This window comes from Bacteroides sp. ZJ-18 (assembly GCF_011038705.2).
Lineage (GTDB): Bacteria > Bacteroidota > Bacteroidia > Bacteroidales > Bacteroidaceae > Bacteroides > Bacteroides hominis.
In genome coordinates, this window is record NZ_CP072198.1 from 1693790 (window position 1) to 1717076 (window position 23287).

Genomic DNA, 23287 nt, shown 5'->3' on the forward strand with positions numbered 1-23287 from the left:
AAAACGAAACGAATCATGAAACAGAATATATTGAAGGCAGCCATTCTGGCTGCCGGATTCTGCTGCACAGTGGGATGCAGTGACAATGACAGTGACCTGACCATTTATATTCCGGACGCGGGAACTGCCGTGAAAGCCAATTTTTACATTGAAGACGAGCCTTATGTACAGACCTTCAACGTTGCCGTTACTCCTGAAACTTATCCGCAACTGACGGAGTATGGGTTACCCAATGATGCTGTGGTGCACCTGCAAGCCGATCCGGACAAAGTGAACGAATACAATACGAAGAACGGAACCGAGTATGAACTGCTGCCTGAAGTTGCGTATGACCTGACCGGAGAAGTACTGGTCAAGGCCGGGACATCGAAGTCCGAAGAAGCCGTAATCACAGTCCATGCGAAAGGTAATATCGAGGCATTCAAAGAGTATCTGTTGCCCGTGAGCATTACTTCGGTAGAGGGAGCTGTTGCCGATGACTGTTGCCAGACCATCTACTTCATCTTCAGAGGATCGATGGATGCCAGCAATATGGAGTTGCTCGACCGCACCGGATGGGAAGCCCTGAGCGCTTCGTCCGAAGAGCCGAAAGAAGGAGACTGGGGGCACAGCGGGCTGAAAGAGGCTTGTCTGGATGGCGATCTGAATACTTTCTGGGGAACCGACTGGAGCAACCAGCACCCCCAACCGCCTCACTGGATTGTCATTGATCTGAAGAAAACCACCCATATTCAGGGATTTGCCTGCCAGGCACGCGAAGAGGGCTATGACGGTCCGAAAGAGGTGACCGTGGAAGTGAGCGAAGACAACGCTACCTGGACAGTCGCCGCCAAGTTTAAAGATATCCCGGCACAGGGTGAGTTCCGGTCCTTCTTGCCCGATGCCGTAGACGGACGCTATCTGAAGGTGACCATTACGGCCGTGAACGGTGGACCGCATGTGACGGTCAGCGAACTTAATTTATTTTGATAACGAACATCTAAAACAGACGAATACATGAATCTAAGAAATTTATTTTTAGCAGCGGGAATCGCTGCCGTGGCGGTACCCGTATCGGCACAGAAGGCTCCGGAACCTTACGGACTAACCCCCAGCGCACGCCAGGTGGAGTGGTACAACCGTGAGATGATCGCTTTCTTCCATTTCGGAATCAACACATTTGAGGAGTATGTAAACGAAGGTGACGGACGTGCTCCGGCAGCTATCTTCAACCCTACGGCTCTCGATTGCGGACAGTGGATGCGTACCCTCCGGTCGGCGGGCATTCCCAGTGCCATCATCACTGCCAAACATGCCGACGGCTTCTGCCTTTGGCCCAGTAAATATACGGACTATGGTGTGAAGAACTCCGCCTGGAAAAACGGAAAGGGAGACGTTGTACGTGAATTTGTAGATGCCTGCGAAGAGTATGGCATCAAAGCAGGAATCTATTTGGGACCGCACGACCGGCATGAGCATCTTTCTCCGCTTTATACTACGGAGAAGTACAAGCAGTATTATGGCCACCAGTTGGAAGAACTGATGGGTGACTATGGAAAAGTCTGGGAAACCTGGTGGGACGGTGCCGGAGCAGACGAGCTGACCACTCCCGTCTATACGCATTGGTATAAGATTGTGCGCGAGAAGCAGCCGGACTGTGTCATTTTCGGAACCAAGAACTCGTATCCTTTTGCAGATGTGCGCTGGATGGGGAACGAATCGGGTAAAGCCGGTGATCCTTGCTGGGCGACTACCGACTCTGTCTGCATCAAAGATGAGTGGAAAAATTACGAAGGACTGAACGAGGGAGTAAAAGGCGGCGACGCTTATATCCCGGCCGAGACTGATGTATCCATTCGTCCCAGTTGGTTTTATCATGCCGAAGAAGACAGCCGTGTGAAGAGTGTCAAAGAGCTTTGGGACATCTATTGTACCTCTGTAGGGCATAACAGCGTGCTGTTGCTCAACTTCCCACCTGATCGCCGCGGACTGATTCACCCCACCGATTCACTTCATGCTGCATTGCTGAAGCAGGGGCTGGACGAAACCTTCGGGAACAATCTGCTGGCTAAGGCCAAGGTGAAAGCAACGAACGGACGCGGAGGTAAATTCCGTCCGGAATTCCTGACGGACAACAATAAGGAAACTTATTTTGCCGGAAGGGACGGAGCCAAGACCTCAGACATCGTTTTCACCCTTCCCCGGCAGACGGAGTTTGACTGCCTGATGATTCAGGAAGTGATCGAACTAGGACACCGCACGACGAATTGGAGTGTGGAGTACTCCAATGATGGCCGTAACTGGACCCCGATACCGGAAGCAACCGATAAGCAGACGGTGGGGTATAAATGGATCGTGCGTTTCGAACCGGTGAAGGCCAGACAAGTACGTCTTCGTATCCTCGACGGATTTGCTTGTCCTGCTATCCATACATTCGGAGTGTACAAACAATCGGCTTTATTTCAGTAAAAACAATAGGTAGTTGGGTTGAATATAGGTTTGGGCTGTATCACACAGGCAGACATACGTTTTGTTGGCGGATACAGCCCTTGGTTTTCTTCCCTGCCTTTTCTTAATATCAATAGTATGCTAAATTTTAAACATCTGTTTCTGGTAAGCGTTGCTCTGTGGTCGACAGTAGGAATGGTTCGTGCCCAGGAGTTCGATCCGAAGCAAAGCTACGAGATCCATACCCAGAACGGGCTTGTCCTGGACAATCAGGAGAGTCTGGATTTAGGTGGTAAGATATTTATTTCTAAAAAGGAACCCCATAAAGAGTCGCAGGTCTGGAATCTGATTCCTTGCGGTAACGGCTGCTATTCCATTGTCAGTCCGCTCACTGAACTGGGAATCGACAATAGCGGCAATGGGAGCAAGGAGTGTCCGGTTATCCAATGGGACCCAAATAAAGAAAATCCCAATCAGCAATGGCGTATCACGGCTTTACCCAATGGGAATTATTTGTTCACCAGTGTAGCGAGTGGTTATAATCTGGGCTTCCCGGATGCCGGCCTTGTGGCCGAGCCGGTTTACCAGCTCAAACCAGATGCGCAGAAAATAAGCCAGCAATGGAAAATCGTGAAATCGAATCTGAAAGTGGTGGCTGAGGCTTTTAAAACCCGGAGTGATAATGACTGGGAGAATGAACGGATATTTGCCGTTAACAAAGAAGAAGGGCGTTCCACGTTTGTCCCCTTTGCCGATACGGAAGAGATGAAGGGCGATCCTTCGTACACCCGTCCTTGGATACGCAATCACTCTTCCCGTTATCTGTTGCTCAATGGTGACTGGAAGTTTCATTGGGTAAAGCAACCTTCCGAACGTCCGGTGGATTTCTATAAACCGGGCTATGACGTGTCTGCCTGGAAAGAGATTCCGGTTCCTTCCAATTGGGAGATGCTGGGATACGGCACCCCCATCTATACCAATATCACCTATCCGATACGCAACAATCCACCCTTTATACAGGGACAGAGAGGATATACGGTAGAGAAAGAGCCTAATGCGGTAGGTTCCTATCGGAGGGAATTCTCTCTGCCGGCCGACTGGAAGAATAAAGAAGTGTTTATCCACTTCGATGGAGTGTACAGTGCTATGTATCTGTGGATCAATGGTAAGAAAGTCGGGTATAGCCAGGGTGCCAACAATGATGCCGAGTTCAACATCACACAGTATGTGAAGCCGGGTAAAAACATATTGGCGGTCGAAGTGTATCGTTGGAGTGACGGCAGTTATCTGGAGGACCAGGATATGTTCCGCCTGAGCGGTATCCACCGGGATGTCTATCTGGTGGCGACTCCGAAACTTCGCCTGCGCGACGTGCATCTTACTTCTGTCATCAGTGACCGTTTCGACAAGGCCGACTTATGTGTCAAAGCAGACGTGAAGAACTATGGCAAGTCTGCTGTGAATGCCTCCGTACGCATAGGGCTGCTGGATGCCGATGGCAAAACTTTGCGTACGTTTACAACTGCGGTCGGTAATCTGGCTGCCGGAAAAGAGATCTGTCTGCCTGCAAAAGCAAGTATTCGTGATCCCCAACTCTGGAGCGCCGAAACACCTTATCTGTATACTGTGAATCTGGAATTGCTGGATGCTTCCGGCAAGGTGCTCGAGGCAACTACCCAACAATATGGTTTCCGCAAAATTGAAATACGTGACAATAAAGTGTATATCAATGATGCATTGGTGTTGTTCAAGGGTGCCAATCGTCACGATATTCATCCCCGTTTCGGTAAAGCGGTGCCTGTAGAAAGCATGATAGAGGATATTCTTCTCTTTAAGCGTTTCAACCTGAACACCATTCGTACCAGTCATTATCCGAATGATCCGAAGATGTATGCTCTGTTTGACTACTATGGACTTTACGTGATGGACGAAGCCGATCTGGAATGTCATGGCAACATGATGCTGACCAAGCGGGAAAGTTGGAAAGGTGCCTTTGTCGATCGGGTGGTACGTATGGTGGAACGGGATAAGAATCATCCTTCCGTTATCTTCTGGTCGATGGGGAATGAATCGGGTGGCGGACCCAATTTCGAGGCTGCTTATCAGGCTGCCAAAGAGATTGACGCACGGTTCATCCATTATGAAGGAATGAATGACGTTGCCGATATGGACTCACGGATGTATCCATCCATCGAAAGTATGATAGCTCAGGACAACGAGCCGCGCAATAAACCTTTCTTTCTATGTGAGTATGCACATGCCATGGGAAATGCCGTCGGTAACCTGGAAGAATATTGGGACTACATTGCCAATCAGTCTAAACGCATGATCGGAGGTTGCATCTGGGACTGGGTGGACCAGGGCATCAACAAACCCGGAGAAGCGCCGGACCGTTATTATTTCGGGGGCAGCTTCGGTGATCGTCCCAACGACAATGACTTTTGTTGTAACGGACTGGTGACACCCGACCGTAGGGTAACTCCTAAGTTATGGGAAGTGAAAAAGGTATACCAATATATGACTTTTGAAGAAGTGGGAGAGAACAATGTGGGGTTGCGCAATCATTATTCATTTCTGAATATGCGTCATTTCAACCTGCGTTATGTCATCCTCAAAGACGGGGTGCCTGTGGCAGAAGAGGAGTTCGGGTTGCCTGACGGCAAGCCGGGCGAGCACCGCACGATTCATATCCCTTTCCTCCGCCACTTGACAGAAGATGCCGATTATCACATTAACCTGGAAGTGAAACTGAAAAGTGACTGCGTATGGGCTAAAGCCGGACATGTAGTGGCAACGGAACAGTTCTTGCTGAAGGAGAAGAAACGCAAATCCGAAATGCCGGAACCTTTAGAGCCTTTGCAGGTCATAGAAGAGCGGCAGTATATCCGTTTCCGTGCTCCGGGAACCGAAGTGTCGTTTGATTCGAAGACCGGCATGATGATTGCTCTCCGATATGACGGGCGGAACCTGATACATCGGCAGCAAGGACCGTCACTGAACTGGTATCGTTCTATTAACAATGATCCTCGTGAATGGATTCAGCCGGTGATTACGCTGCGTGGTTTTGACTGGAAGATGGCAGAGGACGGAAAGTCGGCATCCATCCTTTCGGAAATAGAAGTGAAAGTAGGGAAAGTAACCGTTCCTTATACCGTCAGATATCAGGTTCATAGTAACGGTGTAGTCGATGTGGCGGCCGACTTTACAACAGGTAGTAACTTTGACCTTCCCCGTCTGGCTTTGCAGATGTTCCTCAACCCCTCGTTGGAACAAGTCGAGTGGTATGGCCGCGGCCCGATGGAGAATTACCGTGACCGGAAGAATGCCGCCTATGTCGGGCGTTACCAAACGACTGTCACGGATATGGCGGAACATTATGCGCGTGCGCAGACAATGGGCGGACGCACGGATACCCGTTGGCTGTCACTGACCGACGACCGGGGTAAAGGACTCAAAATCACCGCAACGGATACGGTTGACTTCAGTGTCCAGCACTATACGGACAAAGATCTGTGGCAAGTGAAGTATGGGCACGATTTGCCGGACATTCGCCGTGCGGAGGTTGTTCTCAATCTGGACTGCATTCAGCGGGGATTGGGCAACGCCAGTTGCGGACCCGGACCCCGTCCCCATTATGAGATACGGAAAGATACGGTCTACAGCTATTCCTTCCGGATGGAGCCGTTGAGATGATGAACATCGGTCCGGCTGCAAAGGAAACCGCTCTGCAGCTCCTGATGTTGATTATTCTTAAAGTTATTGCACCCTGCCTCCCGAAGTCGGAACTTTGCGGAGGCAGGGTTTGCTTTTTCCCGGAATCGGCCTTGGGAGGTGTTCTGTGATGGGGCTGGAGACGTCTCTGTATTCAGCTTTCTGTGTCTGCCGTCCGGAGGGTAGGAGAAACGGGATTGGATGATCTGTTTTTTGTATCTAATCTAAACCTTACTGTCTGCTGCTTGTTTCTGTGGCATGTGCCTCGATCACAAAACCGGCTTTGCGCAAATCGTCCCAATATCCGGGATATGACTTGGATACGACCTGCGGCTCATCGATCTGTATTGTCGGATAATGAATCGCTGCCGGGGCAAAAGCCATGGCCATGCGGTGATCTTCATACGTCTTTATGACGGGACATGCCTGCGGCTCTATGCGTTCGCCGTTCCAGTACAGAATGCTGTCGTCCTCGTCGTATAACACATACCCCAGTCTCTTCATTTCCGCTTTAAGAGCTTCGATGCGGTCTGTCTCTTTGATTTTGAGGCTTTGCAGCCCGGTGAACCGGAAAGGGACATCCAGTAATGCACAAGTCACGACAAACGTCTGCGCCAGATCCGGGATGTCGACGAAATCTTCATCCAGCCGTTTGACACAGCTGCCGTTTTTCCTCAGCCGTATGCCTTCTTCCGTATATTCGGTTTCTATTCCCAGCCGGGCAAATACCTCCGCTCCCCGGCTGTCCCCCTGATAGCTGTGGCGGAACAGTCCGGTCAGTTCAATATCCGTTTCGGAAGACAAGACAGCCATCTGATACCAGTAAGAGGCCGCGCTCCAGTCGCTCTCTACAGTAAACGGGACGCAGCGGTAAGGCTGTGGCTCGACCGAGATGCTTTGGTCCGACGTCCACCGGGCCGATGCACCGAAGTCCTTCATCAGTTGCAGGGTCAGGTTGATATACGGGCGCGAGACGACCTCACCCGTCAGCCGGAGCTGCAAACCGTTTTTCAGGATCGGCCCGATCATCAGCAAGGCCGAAATGTATTGTGAACTCACGTTGCCCTTCAGTGTAATTTCGTTGCCGGCCAGCGGTGCCCCTTCAATCCGCAGGGGCGGGAAACCCTCGTTGCGGGTATATTCGATATTGGCTCCCAGTTCCCGTAAGGCGTTCACCAATATCTGTATGGGACGCTGCTGCATCCGTTCCGTCCCGGTGATGATGTGAGTGCCCGGCGTACTGCTCAGATAGGCTGTCAGGAAGCGCATGGCCGTTCCGGCGGCAAGGATGTCGATTACTTCCCCGCCCTCTGTCAGAGCCTTGACCATGACCTTCGTGTCGTCACAGTCGGACAAGTTCGAAAGCACGTCATTGCCCTTCGACAGTGCATGGATGATAAGCGCACGGTTGCTGATACTTTTTGACGCCGGAAGCTGGATGGTGGCCTTTATGTGCGAAGGCGCTGAGAGTAGATAACGCATGATCTTTGTTGCTATAGTTATATTTGGTTGCAAAAATAGGAAATCTATTCTTTTCCGTCCCTATCCCTTTCTTAAAATATTAAAGATATGAACGGAATCCAATATACATTAACAGGGCGAACAAACAGATGCGGAATAGGTTGTTTATAGGCTTATAGACATTTTGTTTATAAAAAAATGTCAAGAAGAGCCCCCATATTTCTGTATTATGATACCAAAAGTCTTGTGCGGTAACGGGGTTAGCATAGTTATTTTACTTTTGTATCAACAATGAAAGAATTCTGATGCCAAACAGGGATAGTGAGAAATTGATAACAGATAGTTATGCCACGACTTTATTGGGGGATGAACTTATGGTTTGTGAGAATATGAAGCACATTCGTGTGACTTCTGCTCCTTCCTACACTGAAGCCGGAATGATTATTTTATGTTTGAGAGGGACCGCCAAGGTTTGTATCTTTGACAATATCCACATTCTTACGAAGAACGAGCTGGCAGTTATTCTGCCTGGGCAATTGGTTTCGATAACCGAGTTGAGCAGTGATTTTCTTTGTGATATAGTCGTGCTCTCCCGTGCACTCTTTGATGATACGTTGAGTGGGTTCAGTCGCTTTTCTCCTCTTTTCTATGTTTATATGAGGAGCCATTACTGGTACGAACTGACCGGAGAAGAGGCCGGACGGTTCAAGCGTTTTTATGAATCGCTTTCAGAACGGGCCAAAGATCCTACCCACTTTTTCAGGAGAGAGTCCGTGCTTCTATTATTAAGGATTTTTTATCTGGATATCTACAATGATTATTATGGCAAATCTCATCTGGCAAAGGGAGAGTCGGACTTGGGTAAGAGCAAGTTGGCGCATGATTTTTTTTGTTTGATAATGCAGCATTACAGAGAACATAAAGATGTCGCCTTTTATGCCGACAAATTGTGTATCACCTCCAAATATCTGTCGATGGTGATAAAAGAAGCAAGCGGAAAGACGGCGAAAGACTGGATTGTAGAGTATACCATTTTAGAGATCAAAGCCATGTTGAAGAACTCTACCATGAATATACAGGAGATATCCATCAAGACAAATTTTGCGAATCAGTCGTCATTGGGACGTTTTTTCAGGAAGCATACCGGGATGACACTCACAGAATATCGTATGTATCAATAAATAACGCATAAATGAAACAAAAAGAACAAACCGAACTGTTGCGGACTCAGCAGATGCTGAATGAAGTGAACCGCAAGCTGCTGATGACACTTGGGGTTGCAGAGGTTTTCCCATGGAAATGGGAACTGGCGGAACGTATGGTCTGGTTTGATGCCCGTCCGTCGGACGATCCCGAAGGGTGGGAGATTATTCATAATGACTTGTTCCCGGTTTCTATTACGCGTGTTTACGAGGGCATATACAAGGAAGATCGCTTCCGTGTGGTCAGGGCCTGTCGCGAATTGCTGAATGGCAAAGTCAAGAAAGTAGTTATCGAACTTCGTTTCTGGGCCAAAAAGAAAGAAGGACTGGTGTTGGAGTGGTTGGAGATGCATGCCATCCCCGGTAAGTACGACGGGAATGGCAAGTTGTTGACGGTAGAAGGTTCGCTGATGTCGATTTCCAAACGGAAGGCCTTGGAAGAAGAGCTGACAGCCGCCAAGGAAAGGGCGGAAGAAGCAAACCGGCTGAAGTCGGCATTGATTGCCAACATGAACCACGAGATACGTACCCCCTTGAATGCGATTGTCGGTTTTGCATCCCTTCTTTCCATTGTGGACGATGAGAAGGAGCAGCAGGAATATATCGGCTTGATACAAAGCAATACGGAACATCTTTTGCGGCTGATGAACGATGTGATCGACCTCTCTAACATTGAGTCGGGTGTGATGGATATGGCCGGTTCGGATGTTCTCCTTGACCCGTTGATGGAGGAGATTGAACAGATATACAGGCCCAAGGCGGAATCACGTAGCCTCGTCCTGGCTTGGGACGGAGAGCAACTTGGGGCGCATATTTACACAGACCGGGGCCGGTTGATACAGATATTGGAGCATTTGCTGTGTAACGCCATAAAGTTCACGTTGAAAGGAACGGTCCGTTTAGGTTATCGGAAGAAAGAGGAAGGCCGGATCTGGTTTTACGTGACGGATACCGGATGTGGTATTCCCGAAGAGAAAAAGGAACTTATATTTGAACGTTTTGTGAAACTTGACGACTTTGTGCAGGGGCTGGGACTCGGATTGCCCCTTTGCAAAATCATTGTCGACCGATTGCACGGAACAATTGGGGTAGATTCAAAGGTAGGAGAAGGATCGACTTTCTGGTTTACTCTCCCCGATTTGTCCGGTAAACTTATTTAAGATCTACGGATGAGAGGCCGTGAGGTTCCCTGAAAAGGACTTCTGTAGCAAGTTGGTGTTTGCCATCAGCTTGATGTTTGTTTTGTTTGTGATGAGGTCACCGTTTCAGCGGAAACAAAGACCCCGCGTTGGCACTTCAGCGGATATGTAATTTTGTCTGCCGGGGTGCCAACTTTCTTTTATTTTGAACAGAATGTTGTACAATCGATAGATTTACATTACTTTTGGTTCCGCAATCGGATGTCCGGTTGAATTAACCCTTTTATAACGACACGATATGAAACTTGTTAACCGATTCTTTATGATTCTTGTGGCACTATGCCTGGTTTGTCCCGGCATCAGTGCAGTTGTTAATCCCAAACCTTTTGTGATTCCCGAACTGAAAGAGTGGAAAGGTGCCGAAGGAGCGTTTGTGCCTACCGAAGCTACAAAGATTGTCTGTCCCGCCAATCAGCCGGAACTGTTGCGCATAGCCCGTATGCTGGCCGATGATTGTGAAACAATGTTCGGCTATAAACCCGAAGTGGTACAGGGCAAAGGCGGAGCCGGCGACGTGATCCTTGCCATCCGCGCAGATAAAAAGTTGGGTAAAGAAGGTTATACGGTAAAAGTAACCGACCGGATCTTGCTGACTGCTCCCGAAAGCATAGGCGTATATTGGGGAACCCGTACTTTGCTCCAGATCGCGGAACAAAGTGAAAACCACCAGTTCCCGAAAGGAACTTTGCGCGATTTTCCCGACTATGCCGTGCGTGGCTTCATGATAGACTGCGGACGTAAGTTTATTCCTCTTGCTTTCCTTCAGGACTATGTGAAGATCATGGCTTATTACAAGATGAATACTTTGCAGATTCACCTGAATGATAATGGCTTTAAACAGTACTTTGAACATGATTGGTCGAAGACTTATGCTGCGTTCCGTCTGGAGTCGGATACGTATCCCGGACTGACTGCCGAAGACGGATATTACACCAAACGTGAATTTATCGACTTGCAAAAGCTGGCCGAGAATCTTTATGTAGAGATCATTCCCGAGATCGATGCTCCGGCACATACTCTTGCCTTTACACATTATAAACCGGAGATCGGCAGCAAAGAATATGGCATGGATCACCTCGACTTGTTCAATCCTGAAACTTATAAGTTTATGGATGGTCTCTTTAAGGAGTATCTGGAAGGAGACGAACCGGTATTCCGTGGAAAGAAAGTGCATATCGGTACTGACGAATATTCTAATAAAAAGAAAGATGTGGTAGAGAAGTTCCGTGCTTTCACCGACCACTATATCCGTTATGTAGAGAGTTTTGGCAAACAGGCTTGCGTATGGGGAGCGCTGACACATGCCAAAGGTGATACACCGGTGAAATCGGAGAATGTGATCATGAGTGCCTGGTACAATGGCTATGCCAATCCGAAAGATATGATCGAACAGGGATATAAGCTGATCAGTATTCCTGATGGGCTGGTATACATCGTTCCGGCTGCCGGATACTATTATGACTACCTGAACACGAAGTATCTGTATGAGAACTGGACTCCTGTACACATCGGCAAAGCAGTTTTCCCGGAGAAAGATCCTTCTGTCCTGGGTGGTATGTTTGCCGTATGGAACGACCATGTAGGCAACGGTATCTCGACAAAAGATATTCACCACCGCGTTTATCCGGCTTTGCAGACTTTGGCTGTGAAGATGTGGACAGGAAAAGATACGTCTGTTCCTTATGCCGACTTCGACAAACAACGTAATGCCATCAGTGAGGCTCCGGGTGTGAACCAACTCGGGCGTATCGGTACAGCACCGGGGTTGGTATACGAGCAGGCCTCTGTTGCCCCGGGCAGCAAGACACCCCATCGCGAAATCGGATACGACTATCTGGTGACATTCGATATTGACGGAGCCGACGAAGCAAAGGGTACAGAACTGTTCCGTTCGCCCGATGCCGTATTCTATCTCTCCGATCCGATTCGTGGTATGTTAGGTTTTGCCCGCGACGGTTATTTGAATACATTTAGTCACCGTATCCACAAAGGTGAGAAAGCAACCATCGGTATCAGTGGTGATAATAAGTCGACCCGTTTACTTATCAACGGTCAGGTGGTAGAGGAAATGAATACTCAGAAACTTTACTATAATGCCGGAAAGGATTCTATGAATTATGTCCGTACTTTGGTTTTCCCATTAGAGAAAGCCGGGAAGTTTGATAGCAAGATTACGAATCTGAAAGTCTATAAGAAATAAGACATTAATCTGAATAAAGAGAGGGAGTTTGGCTGCGTGCCTGGCTCCCTCTCTTGGTTTTCGGAGAGGCTGTATGAAAAAAATAACCTCTTCCGTTGCCACCTGAATCTTGTTTTTTTGTAACTTTGTCCCCCGGATGGAGCATAAAGTTCCACGAGACGAATGAAACAGAAACACAGAAAGCCCCGTTTTGAGTCCTTTCAAGGTATACTAACCAAACTTGCACTCTTCCATCAGTGGGGAAGAGAAAATTCGGATTAGGTAAGTCCCTTTACCTGATTTTTCCTCTTTACATTTTATTATTTCTTAAAATTCATAAGTAACAACGTATGAACAAATTCACTTTGTTCATAATGATGCTCTATGCGTCATTATGTCCCTTGAGCGTGTATGCTCAGGAAGCGGCACGACAAACCATGTCCATTGAAGAGATGTTTTCGCTTGCCGACCAGAACAGTAAATCGTTGCGTCCGTGCGCAACCGGTATCAGTGAAGCACACGAAGGCGTGAGGGTTGCTAAAAATGCCCGTCTGCCCGAGATTGAGGCCTCTTTGTCATTCAGCTATCTGGGAGATGCATTGCTGACAGACCGTAATTTTTCGAATGGGTCCAATGCGTCAATGCCGCATTATGGCAATAATTTTGCAATAGAAGCCACGCAAGTGGTATATGCGGGAGGAGCCATCACGAATAGTATTGCCATTGCCCGTTTGCAGGAAGAGATGGCCCGTCTGAATCTGGATACAAGCCGCGATAAGGTGCGCTTTCTGCTGATTGGGTATTATCTGGACCTGTTCAAACAACAGAACATGTTACAGGTATATGAGAAGAATATTGAACAGACTAAACAGGTTATCGGGGAACTCCACGCGAAGGAGGCTGAAGGAGTCGTTCTGAAAAACGACATCACCCGATACGAGTTGTTGTTGGCCAATCTGGAATTGACCCGTACACAGATTGAAAATACAATCTCCATCCTGAATAACAATTTGACCACCAGCCTGGGGCTGCCGGAAAATGTCAGTATACAGCCGGACACTACCATGCTTTCGAAAGCTCTGCCTGTTGAAGCTAAAGAGAACTGGACTACTGCCGCTTACGCGAACTCTCCCGTATTGAAACAGATGTCGCTTGCAGTCCAAATGAGCAGACATCAGCAGAAGATTACCCGATCGGAGCGGATCCCGAAGGTGGCTCTGTTTGCCGGTAGCAAACTGGATGGACCTATTACCATCGAAGTTCCTCCCATCAATAAGAACCTTAACTATTGGTATGTAGGAGTGGGGTTGAAGTATAATTTCTCTTCTCTGTTTAAGGCTGACAAGGCCGTTGCCAGGGATAAGTTTGCCATCCGGCGGAGTACAGAGCAGTATGAAGATGCCAAAGAGCAAACCGAACTGGCCGTCAATGCAGGACAGGTGAAATATCTGGAAACTTATGTGGAACTGAATACCCAGCGGAAAAGTGTGGAACTCGCCAATCTGAACTATGCCGTTATCCGTGACCGCTATAAAAATGATATGGCACTGATCACCGATATGCTGGATGCCAGTAACTCAAAACTTGCTGCCGAGGTGCAACTGGTAAATGCACAGATCAATATTGTATTTAATTATTATAAACTTCTGTATATCTCCGGAACTATCTAAAATCAATCGTTATGAATAAGAAAACTAAAAAACTGGCGTTTAATATCTCTGTTATTATCGTGTTGCTTCTGGCCCTCGGTTGGGTCTGCTCCCGTTTTATCCATTGGGGAAATGTGGAGTTTACGGACAATGCGCAGGTGCGTCAACACATCGTACCCGTCAACTGCCGGGTACAGGGTTTCATCAGGAAAATCTATTTTACGGAGTATCAGACGGTGCATAAAGGTGATACACTGGCCTTGATAGAAGATGCCGAGTTCCGTTTCAGACTGGCACAGGCAGAGGCTGATTATCAGAATGCCTTATCGGGTAAGACCGTGATGACTTCGTCCATCCATACCATTCAGAACAATATTTCCGTATCCGATGCCAGCATTCAGGAGGCTAAAATACGTATGGATAATGCCGGACGCGAATATAAACGTTATCAGAACTTGTTGGAACGGGATGCCGTTACCCGTCAGCAATACGATGCGGTGAAAACAAATTTTGAAGCATCGAAAGCACGTTACGAACTGTTACTTCGTCAGAAAAAGTCGACAGCACTCGTCAAGCAGGAGCAGACGGAACGCTTGGAGCAGACCGAAGCCGGTATAAAACTGGCAGAAGCAGCTCTGGAAATAGCCAGGTTAAACCTTTCGTATACAGTGATTACGGCTCCTTGCGACGGAACTACCGGACGAAAAGAGATCCAGGAAGGTGTATTGGTACAGCCCGGACAAACATTGGTCAATCTGGTAGACGAAAACGATAAATGGGTGGTTGCTAATTATAAGGAAACCCAAACAACCCATATTGGTGAAGGTTATCCGGTCGATATTGAAGTAGATGCTATTCCCGGAGTAGTGTTTAAAGGGGTGGTAAAATCTGTTTCGCAGGCAACGGGGGCAAGTTTCTCTCTTCTTCCGCAGGATAATTCTGCAGGCAATTTTGTGAAGGTAGAGCAGCGTATTCCCGTACGTATCGAGTTTTCGGACGGAAACAAACCCGAAGACATGAAGCGTCTGCGTGCCGGAATGAATGTGGAATGTGTGGTAAACTATTAAAGTATGCATGAAATAACTCCTTTTGCCATTCCGGCAATGCGTGATTTTGTACCGGAGAAGCTGAGGCCGTGGATTGTAATCCTCTTTGTTATCATCTTCCAGTTCTCCGGAGGTGTCTATCTGGCCGCAGTCAGTGAGATGGTCGGCTCGACGGCATTGATGCAGGAAGATATTATGATGGCGGGTTATGCTTCTCTGGTAGGGATGTCGCTGACGTTTGCCATTATGTTCCGTCTGAAGTTCCGTTTTCCTTCGAAAACCACTTTCCTGACATGTGGTATTGCCATTATTTTGTGTAATCTGATATGTATGTATACCCGCAGTGTGCCGTTATTGGTGACGGTTTGTTTCTTTGGTGGAATTTTCAGGATGTGGGCTACCTTTGAATGTAACTCTACCATCCAGCTTTGGCTTACCCCTCAGAGAGATCTTTCTGTCTTCTTCTGTTATATCTATCTGTTGGTGCAGGGCTGTCTTCAACTGTCAGGACTGATAACCGTTTATACTGCTTTCTGGATTAAATGGGAATATATGCATTGGTTGATTATTGCTTTATTGCTGCTTGTGATGATAGCGACTATGATTCTGTTCCGCAATTACCGTTCGATGCCAAAGTTACCACTCTTCGGCATTGACTGGCTGGGCGCTTTGATGTGGGGGATTGTGATTTTATGCATAATCTTTGTCTGTGTGTATGGCGAACATTACGATTGGTATGAGTCAGTCTACATTCGGGTGGCAACCGTGGGAGGAATAACAGTCCTGTTATTGAACCTGTGGCGGGCTTCTTTCATTCGTCACCCGTTCATTGCGTTGGCTACCTGGCGGTTTAAAGCGGTTTATCTCACATTTCTGCTTTACATTGTCGTCGATATCTTATTGGCACCTTCGCATTTGTTTGAACATATCTATATGGAAGCTGTGCTTGGTTATGATTCTTTGAATGTGATTTCGCTCAATTGGATGTTATTATTGGGAACGGTTGTAGGCAGTGTTTTTACGTTTTATACCTTTTCCCGCCGTAAATGGTGTTATCGGACGATGACCGTCATTGCATTTCTTGCTATCACCGGTTATTTGATGATGTTTTATTTTACTATCGACTACGGCTTGTCCAAGGAGGTTTTGATGCTTCCTCTTTTTTTGCGTAGTTTCGGATATGTGATCATTGCCATTTGTTTTATTACAGCACTTTCACGTGTGCCGTTTCAGAACTTTTTTGAAGCGGTGTCTGTCCAGGCGTTTGTCAGTGCCAGTTTTGGTGGAGCACTCGGTGCGGCCGTTCTCGAGCGAGCCTTGAGTGTGGTGATGAAGAAGAATACGATGTTGCTGGGCAGTGCACTGGATGCAGTTCATCCACAGGCAAGCCACATCCCTTTAGGGCAACTATCCGGGATCTTACAACAACAGGCCCTGATGGTTTCCATGAAAGAGCTGTACGGATGGCTTACGTTGATCAGTCTGTTTTGCCTGATGCTGTTTTGGATCAGTCATAATTCTGTTCGTCCGCTCCATGCCTTGCATCCCAGATACCGGGTGATACGTCGTTATATCAAGCACGAATTGAGGGCTGTTAAACGATAGGGGCATTTATACTTTTTATCTTTATATATTCAGAGTTGAGCCCCTGTCCGGAATATACTGGACAGGGGCTCACTATTATTTGTTTCTACATTAAAAATCTGATCTGATTCAGAGGAACGTATGTCTCTGATTATTAGTTATCTGATTCAGTATCCTATGGTATTTGCAATATTCCATTTTATAACAGTTCCGATAGCGGATATTTATCCTATTATCCATTTACTGCCCGGGATGAATGAGATGATCTTTGCAGTTACGAAGCAGCAGATGAATGTACTGACAGCGATACATGGTATGGCAGCGACAGTAGGAAGTGCCAGTGTATGTTTGAACACTGTAGCCCATAACCCGAGCCAGAATATGTGCATAAGATACATGCCATAGCTGAGTTTCGATATTTCTGTAATGAGCCGTGGGGCTTTTTGACTGTTTATACATGTAAAAAGAAGGAATGTACCCGCTGTGAGAAGTACACAGTTGATTGTGCAGAAAGCCCATCCTATTTCTATTTCGGGTGTAGGGAGAATTTCTCCGGGTATGGCTTGGACATAGAAAGAGTAGATGGTTAATATTGCTCCGGTGACCATTGAAATAATTCCTACAGTGAGACGTTTGGAACGGTTCCAAGTGAGATGGACATGTATGTAATGTGCCAGTACAAGATAGCCCAAGTAACCTGAGAAGTACCACAACATATGGTATTCGTTCCAAAAACATTGTCCCCATACTTCACCGCACCAACGGTTTAGATAGGGTATACATGTTGATAATAAGAACAATCCGATGAAAAAACGTTCTTCTTTTGCCGTGGCTTTTTTCAGCCATGGCGATATTATGGGTATGAATAAGTAAAGGCTGATCAGAGGGTACATGAACCACAGGTGTCCGGCCAGTGTCGGGAAGTTCAGGAATATCCGTGACAGATCTTTTAAGGAGGTTTCTTCATTTAGCTGCCCCCATAACATTGGCAGGGTACTGTATAGTATCATGAAGATGAAAAATGGTGGTACGATGCGGATGAAGCGTTGGCGGTAGAATTGCCATGTGGTCTGTCCTTCTTTCATCGGCGCAAGAAGAAAGGCTGAGACAATCATGAACAGCGGCACGGCCATGCGTGAAAAGCCATCGTAGACAGCTACCCATAGCCGGTCTGCTTCACTGGGTAGATAAGACTGTGGTCCGGCCATATCTGTGGATCCGGCGGCACCGTAGAAATTTTCACTGGCGTGTACGATCATAACGAGGAAGCACGCGAATACGCGTACATAATCTAAAAAAACAATGCGTTTCATTTTTGTTTGAGTTTTCTTGTTAATAAGACGATTTTTATTTTGTGTTTTTATGCGAAGTATCCATTTATAGTGGACATACCCCGTTTATTTTCCGGATGCTGTTTTATTTGGGGCAAAGATAGAAAAAAACTTGAGATACTGAGTAATATGTGGAAATAATCAGGGGAATTGCATTGAATATTCAACGTTCTGCTTTTTCTCTATTTGCAGTGTAGGTGTTGTAACGGTGAAAATGGGAATCAAACTATCAGATAAAAAGAAAAGGAGTTAAGTTTGATTCTTAACTCCTTATTTCATTCAATTCGTCGGGATGACAAGATTCGAACTTGCGACCACACGCCCCCCAGACGCGTACTCTACCGGGCTGAGCTACATCCCGAATTGCGAGTGCAAAAGTAGAATTTTATTTTTAATAAGCAAAATATTCGGATGATTTATTTCTCCTTTATAGCATTTTTCATGCTCAGAGAGTAGAGTCTTTGGGTGAAACGATCCATTAACATTGTTAATCTGAATATGAGATAATAAAACTCTTCTTTGCAAAAGATTTGTTTCTTGACATTAGAGAACAAGTCTTTTATCAACCAAACCTTTGTTTTAACATTGTGTTAAAACAAAGGTTTTGGGAATAGATCACTATCCATTTAAATGATTAGTTAATAATGCATTATACTAACATGTCCTGATACCCCTTGGGATTGTAAAGGCGGGTGGTCATTCGTATTAGTTGTGATTTTCGCAACCTGCCGATTCGTCTTATGCTTCTTATGTGGTACTTCATTTATTCATGATCGGAAGTGGATACCTCTGTCACGATGCCTGCTTTACATACCCATGCACTCCCGGTAGAAGTCGAACATTTCGAAAATAGTATCTTTGTCCGTTGTCTGGTTGATACTGATATCGCCGATTTCTTTCAGAAGCGTGAAGTTTATGACACCTGCATTGTTTTTCTTATCATGCTGCATGAATCCGTATAGGCGTTCGTACTGTTTGCAGTCGAACGTGAAAGCGCCATAATTATCTTTTATGAATTGGATGGTCTGACGCATCTTGTCTTTCGGAAAACCGGTTTTTAAATGTGACAGATAGAGTTCGCAAACAATTCCCCAGGCTACGGCGTACCCGTGGAGGACCGGACGGTTCTCGGCAAGAGCCAGGCTTTCAAAAGCATGTCCTACGGTATGTCCCAAATTCAACGCTTTGCGGATACCGTGTTCAAACGGGTCTTGCTCTACTATGTCTTCTTTTACTTGTACGGAACGTCCCACCAACTCTTTCAGGTATCGATAGTCCATCTTTTCTGTATCGAATGCGAGTAGTTCCGCCCAGTGAGCAGTGTTACTGATCAGTCCGTGTTTCAGCATTTCGGCATAGCCGGAAAAGAAATTGTGTGCATCGAGTGTACGGAGGAACTCTGTTTCGATTAATACACTGGATGCCGGTGCAAAGGCACCTATCTCGTTTTTCAACCCGTTAAAATTGATTCCGGTCTTTCCGCCTACAGAAGCGTCTACCATCGCCAGCAGGGTAGTGGGAATATTGATGTAAGCGATGCCGCGTTTGAATGTGGCAGCGGCAAATCCGCCTAAGTCAGTCACCATTCCACCTCCGAGATTGATAAGGAGTGAGTGGCGGGTAGCACCTTTTTCACTTAACACTTGCCAAACGGAGGCCAGTGTTTCAAGTGTTTTATGAACGTCTTCGGCTCCGATAGTGATTTCAACCGCATCCTTCAGGAACGGCAGATTCATCAGTTGTGACAGACAGAGACGGTGAGTATGATCGTCGGTGAGAATGAACAGGCGGTCGTGTGGGCAGTTTTCGACGGCACGTCCTATACTGCTTTCCAGATTCTCGCAAAGAATGACTTCTTGTTTACTCATAATGGTTCGATGTTTTTTTATATACTGCAAAGATAGGGGTTCGGAGATAAATAGTGAAACTTAGCACTTAAAAATGTAAAACATAGAGTTTCGTTTATGAGAAAAAGCTATCTTTGTGACATTAATTTTAGATAAAATGAAAGCATTATTACCTGTATTCTGCCGTCCGTTAGGATATGTGATTCTTTTTGTATCGTTATTCATTCCGTTCCTGTTAGTGATGCAAGGAATGGTGACAGACAGTAACTTGTTATTCTATAAGGAATGCACCAAGCTGCTGATGATGTTGGGAGCAGTGATGATTCTCTTTGCTTTATCGCGTAATGAAGGGCGTGAAACGGAGATTATACGGAACAAGGCGACTCGTAACGCCATCTTTTTGACAGTACTTTTTTTATTTGGGGGGATGCTTTATCGGGTGGCAACGGGAGATATCATGACAGTTGATACTTCTTCCTTTCTTATTTTCCTCATTATCAATGTGCTCTGTCTTGAGTTTGGTATGAAAAAGGCACAAGTCGATAAAATCTTTAAAAGATAATCGTGTTTAAATTAAACCTTTTGCCTTAAAGGTTGTCAAACAAACGATTGTTATTATTCAACCTACAGGCAAATGAAGAAACTATTGATCTGGATGGTGTTGCTGCTGACAGTTACCCTATCCACTTATGCGCAAAACAAAATTGTAACCGTATCGGGCTGTGTAATAGAGGCCGGTACGAAAGAACCGGTCGAACTCGCTGCCGTGCAGTTATTATCTCTCCCCGACAGTGCTCAGGTAGCGGGTATGACCACTTCAGCACAAGGCTACTTCTCTTTATCCAAGCAGAAACCGGGAAAATATCTGCTTAAAGTATCTTTTATCGGATACATCACAAAAGTTATCCCCGTTCAGTTAACGGCTAATGTTCCTGCCAAAAAGATGGGAAATATCGAATTGGCAACCGATGCTGTTATGCTTAAAGAAGCAGTTGTGGTGGCCGAAGCTCCGCAAGTGACGGTAGTAGAAGATACGTTGATGTATAATTCCAGTGCTTATCGTACGCCTGAGGGTGCTATGTTGGAGGAGTTGGTTAAGAAGCTTCCGGGTGCTGAAATAGATGATGATGGTAATGTCAAAATCAATGGGAAAGAACTGAAAAAAATTATGGTCGACGGTAAGGAATTCTTTGGTGGAGACGTAAAGACCGGTTTAAAGAATCTTCCTGTAGACATGGTCGATAAGCTGAAAACTTATGATAAAAAATCAGATTTGGCACGTGTGACGGGTATTGACGATGGCGAAGAGGAAACGGTGCTTGACCTGACCGTGAAGAAAGGAATGAATCAAGGATGGTTTGGCAATGCAGATCTGGGAGCCGGTACTAAGGACCGTTATACCGGACGAATGATGTTGAATCGCTTTATTGATAATACTCAGTTTTCGATTATTGGTTCGGCAAACAATGTAAACGATCAGGGTTTCTCCGGTGGAGGTGGAGGGCCGCGCTGGCGGAGCAACAATGGCTTGAATGCCACTAAAATGTTAGGAGCTACCTTTGCCACTCAGACCAACAAGATTGAACTGGGAGGTAGTGTACGTTATAATTTCCAGGATGGAGATATTTCGAGTATCAACTCTTCCGAACGCTTCCTTCAGAATGGCAATTCATATTCTAATTCGAATAATAAGAACCGGAATAAGGGGACAAATGTGAATGCCGACTTCCGTATGGAGTGGAAACCAGATACGCTGACAAATATTATTTTTCGCCCGAATTTTTCTTATGGAAGAACCAACAATGCTTCTCTTTCGGAGTCGGGAACCTTTAATGAAGATCCTTTCAATCTGGTGGCAAATCCGAATGATTATCTGAATTTTGACAATCTTTCCGATGATCCGCTGAAAGATATCCGTGTAAATGCTACCAACAGTGCTTCGCTGTCCAAGGGGAATAGTCTGTCGGGAAATGCCACTTTGCAGGTTAACCGGAAATTGAATAATAAAGGACGTAACCTGACTTTCCGTGGGGTTTTCGGTTATGGTGATAATGATAACGACCAATATACGCAATCCGAAACACGTTATTACCAATTGTTGAATCATTTGGGGGGTGACTCCATCTTGTATCGTAATCAGTATATTACAACTCCTACACACAATTATAACTATACGGCACAAGTGACTTATAGCGAACCGATTGCAAAGGCTACTTTCTTACAATTCAGCTACCAGTTCCAGTACAAATACAGTAAAAGTGACAAGACCACATTCGATTTACTGGATTATCCCGATTGGACTATCGGGGGGACCCTTCCTTCCGGATACGAAGCTCATGCAGTGGACAGCTTGAGTAAGAATGCCGAATATCGTTACTATAACCATGATGCTTCAGTGGGTTTACGCTTCATTCGTCAGAAGTATCAGTTGAATGTAGGTATGTCCTTCCAGCCGCAGAATTCCACTTTGTCCTATAAAAAGGGAGACTATATGATCGATACGACACGTACTGTGTTTAACTTTGCACCGAATATGGATTTGCGCTTCCGTTTCTCAAAGGTGAGTCAGTTGCGCTTTACCTACCGGGGACGTAGCAGTCAACCTACTATGGAGAATCTGTTACCTATAACCGACAACTCAAACCCATTGAATATCCGTATGGGTAATCCCGGGTTGAAACCTTCTTTTGCACATACGATGCGTTTATTCTACAATACATACAATGCAGAGAAACAGCGTGGAATTATGACCCATTTCAGCTTTACTGCTACACAGAACAGTATCAGCAATAGTACTCGTTATAATGAAGAAACCGGTGGTTTGATTACGCGTCCGGAAAATATTAACGGTAACTGGAATGCTTTTGGTTTGTTCGGTTTCAATACAGCTTTGAGGAACAAGAAGTATACGATTAATACTTTTACCAACATCAATTATCAGAATAATGTAGCGTTCCTCTACAATCAGGATACGAAAAACAATGATAGAAATACAAGTACCGGTTTGATGTTGGGCGAGAGGGTTACAGGCTCTTATCGTAATGACTGGTTCGAGTTTTCGTTGAATGGTTCAATCAATTATACAGCAGAACGTAATAAACTCCGTCCGGAGAATAATCAGGAACCTTATACATATTCTTATGGGGCAAGTACCAATATAACGATGCCCTGGAAGATGACCTTGGCTACTAACATCACTAATCAAAGCCGTCGTGGTTATCGTGATTCGAGTATGAATCGTAATGAACTGATCTGGAATGCACAACTTGCGCAGTCGTTGCTGAAAGGTGCAGGTACTATCAGTTTTGAAGTATATGATATCCTTAGGCAGCAGAGCAACATCAGCCGTTCGTTGACAGCCGATATGCGTTCGGTATCCGAATATAATGGTATCAATAGTTACTGTATGGTACACTTCATTTATCGCCTGAATATCTTTGGTAGTAAAGCGGCCCGTGAAAAGATGATGAATAGCGGCGGACGTAGAGGATTTGGCGGACCCGGCAGAGGTCCCGGCGGTTTTGGAGGCGGACGTCCTCATTTTTAATAAAAGACTGACCTGATAACTCCCTCCGGATAGATTGCAAAATCTCTTTAATTTTGCATCTGTTCGGAGGGATTGTCGTTTTGAATCGGGACAGTTGTTGTCCG

Annotated in this window: 14 protein-coding genes and 1 tRNA gene; 11 read left to right on the top strand and 4 right to left on the bottom strand. The window is 46.1% G+C overall.

Features of this window, described 5'->3' with window-relative positions:
* Positions 1-15: 15 nt before the first annotated feature.
* The 3 genes from G7Y45_RS06800 to G7Y45_RS06810 are packed head-to-tail and all read left to right on the top strand — an operon-like array spanning position 16 to position 6120.
* A complete protein-coding gene (locus tag G7Y45_RS06800) occupies positions 16-969 on the top strand; it encodes a discoidin domain-containing protein (RefSeq protein WP_022011418.1) in 954 nt (317 codons plus the stop codon).
* 27 nt (positions 970-996) lie between these two features.
* Positions 997-2448 carry an alpha-L-fucosidase gene (locus G7Y45_RS06805; protein ID WP_165017435.1) on the top strand — a complete coding sequence of 484 codons (1452 nt, stop codon included), beginning with the start codon at positions 997-999 and terminating at the stop codon, positions 2446-2448.
* Between the two features lie 18 nt (positions 2449-2466).
* On the top strand, positions 2467-6120 hold the full coding sequence (locus tag G7Y45_RS06810) for a glycoside hydrolase family 2 TIM barrel-domain containing protein (protein ID WP_165017438.1): 3654 nt from the start codon (positions 2467-2469) through the stop codon (positions 6118-6120).
* Between the two features lie 249 nt (positions 6121-6369).
* Here the strand turns inward: G7Y45_RS06810 and aroA are convergent, their stop codons facing one another.
* Positions 6370-7620 carry a 3-phosphoshikimate 1-carboxyvinyltransferase gene (gene aroA, locus G7Y45_RS06815; protein WP_005818307.1) on the bottom strand — a complete coding sequence of 417 codons (1251 nt, stop codon included), beginning with the start codon at positions 7618-7620 and terminating at the stop codon, positions 6370-6372.
* A gap of 284 nt (positions 7621-7904) precedes the next feature.
* Between aroA and G7Y45_RS06820 the strand changes: the two genes are divergently transcribed.
* The 6 genes from G7Y45_RS06820 (at position 7905) to G7Y45_RS06845 (ending at position 16479) form a co-directional block, all read left to right on the top strand.
* Positions 7905-8780 (top strand): AraC family transcriptional regulator, encoded by an 876-nt coding sequence (locus G7Y45_RS06820; protein ID WP_005810504.1) that lies wholly within the window; start codon positions 7905-7907, stop codon positions 8778-8780.
* Positions 8781-8791: 11 nt separating this feature from the next.
* On the top strand, positions 8792-9961 hold the full coding sequence (locus G7Y45_RS06825) for a HAMP domain-containing sensor histidine kinase (protein WP_005810502.1): 1170 nt from the start codon (positions 8792-8794) through the stop codon (positions 9959-9961).
* Between the two features lie 277 nt (positions 9962-10238).
* Positions 10239-12200 carry a family 20 glycosylhydrolase gene (locus G7Y45_RS06830; protein ID WP_005810500.1) on the top strand — a complete coding sequence of 654 codons (1962 nt, stop codon included), beginning with the start codon at positions 10239-10241 and terminating at the stop codon, positions 12198-12200.
* A 329-nt stretch (positions 12201-12529) separates the two neighbouring features.
* Positions 12530-13849, top strand: coding sequence for a TolC family protein (locus G7Y45_RS06835; protein ID WP_165017441.1), 1320 nt, complete (start codon positions 12530-12532; stop codon positions 13847-13849).
* Positions 13850-13860: 11 nt separating this feature from the next.
* Complete coding sequence (locus tag G7Y45_RS06840; RefSeq protein WP_005810496.1) at positions 13861-14895, top strand: HlyD family secretion protein; 1035 nt, start codon at positions 13861-13863, stop codon at positions 14893-14895.
* Positions 14896-14898: 3 nt separating this feature from the next.
* Positions 14899-16479 carry a hypothetical protein gene (locus G7Y45_RS06845; protein WP_005810494.1) on the top strand — a complete coding sequence of 527 codons (1581 nt, stop codon included), beginning with the start codon at positions 14899-14901 and terminating at the stop codon, positions 16477-16479.
* Between the two features lie 203 nt (positions 16480-16682).
* On the opposite strand, the gene G7Y45_RS06850 is transcribed toward G7Y45_RS06845, so the two are convergent.
* From G7Y45_RS06850 to aroB, 3 genes are all read right to left on the bottom strand, one after another.
* On the bottom strand, positions 16683-17771 hold the full coding sequence (locus G7Y45_RS06850) for an acyltransferase (protein WP_165017444.1): 1089 nt from the start codon (positions 17769-17771) through the stop codon (positions 16683-16685).
* 305 nt (positions 17772-18076) lie between these two features.
* Positions 18077-18150 (bottom strand) — tRNA-Pro (locus tag G7Y45_RS06855).
* Positions 18151-18595: 445 nt separating this feature from the next.
* Positions 18596-19657, bottom strand: coding sequence for a 3-dehydroquinate synthase (gene aroB, locus G7Y45_RS06860; protein WP_005775446.1), 1062 nt, complete (start codon positions 19655-19657; stop codon positions 18596-18598).
* Positions 19658-19793: 136 nt separating this feature from the next.
* Here aroB and G7Y45_RS06865 point away from each other — a divergent pair, with 136 nt between their 5' ends.
* Together G7Y45_RS06865 and G7Y45_RS06870 are read left to right on the top strand one after the other, a co-directional pair.
* Positions 19794-20198, top strand: a complete 405-nt coding sequence (locus G7Y45_RS06865) for a hypothetical protein (protein ID WP_005810481.1) — start codon at positions 19794-19796, stop codon at positions 20196-20198.
* Positions 20199-20270: 72 nt separating this feature from the next.
* On the top strand, positions 20271-23183 hold the full coding sequence (locus tag G7Y45_RS06870; RefSeq protein ID WP_165017447.1) for a TonB-dependent receptor: 2913 nt from the start codon (positions 20271-20273) through the stop codon (positions 23181-23183).
* Positions 23184-23287: the final 104 nt, after the last annotated feature.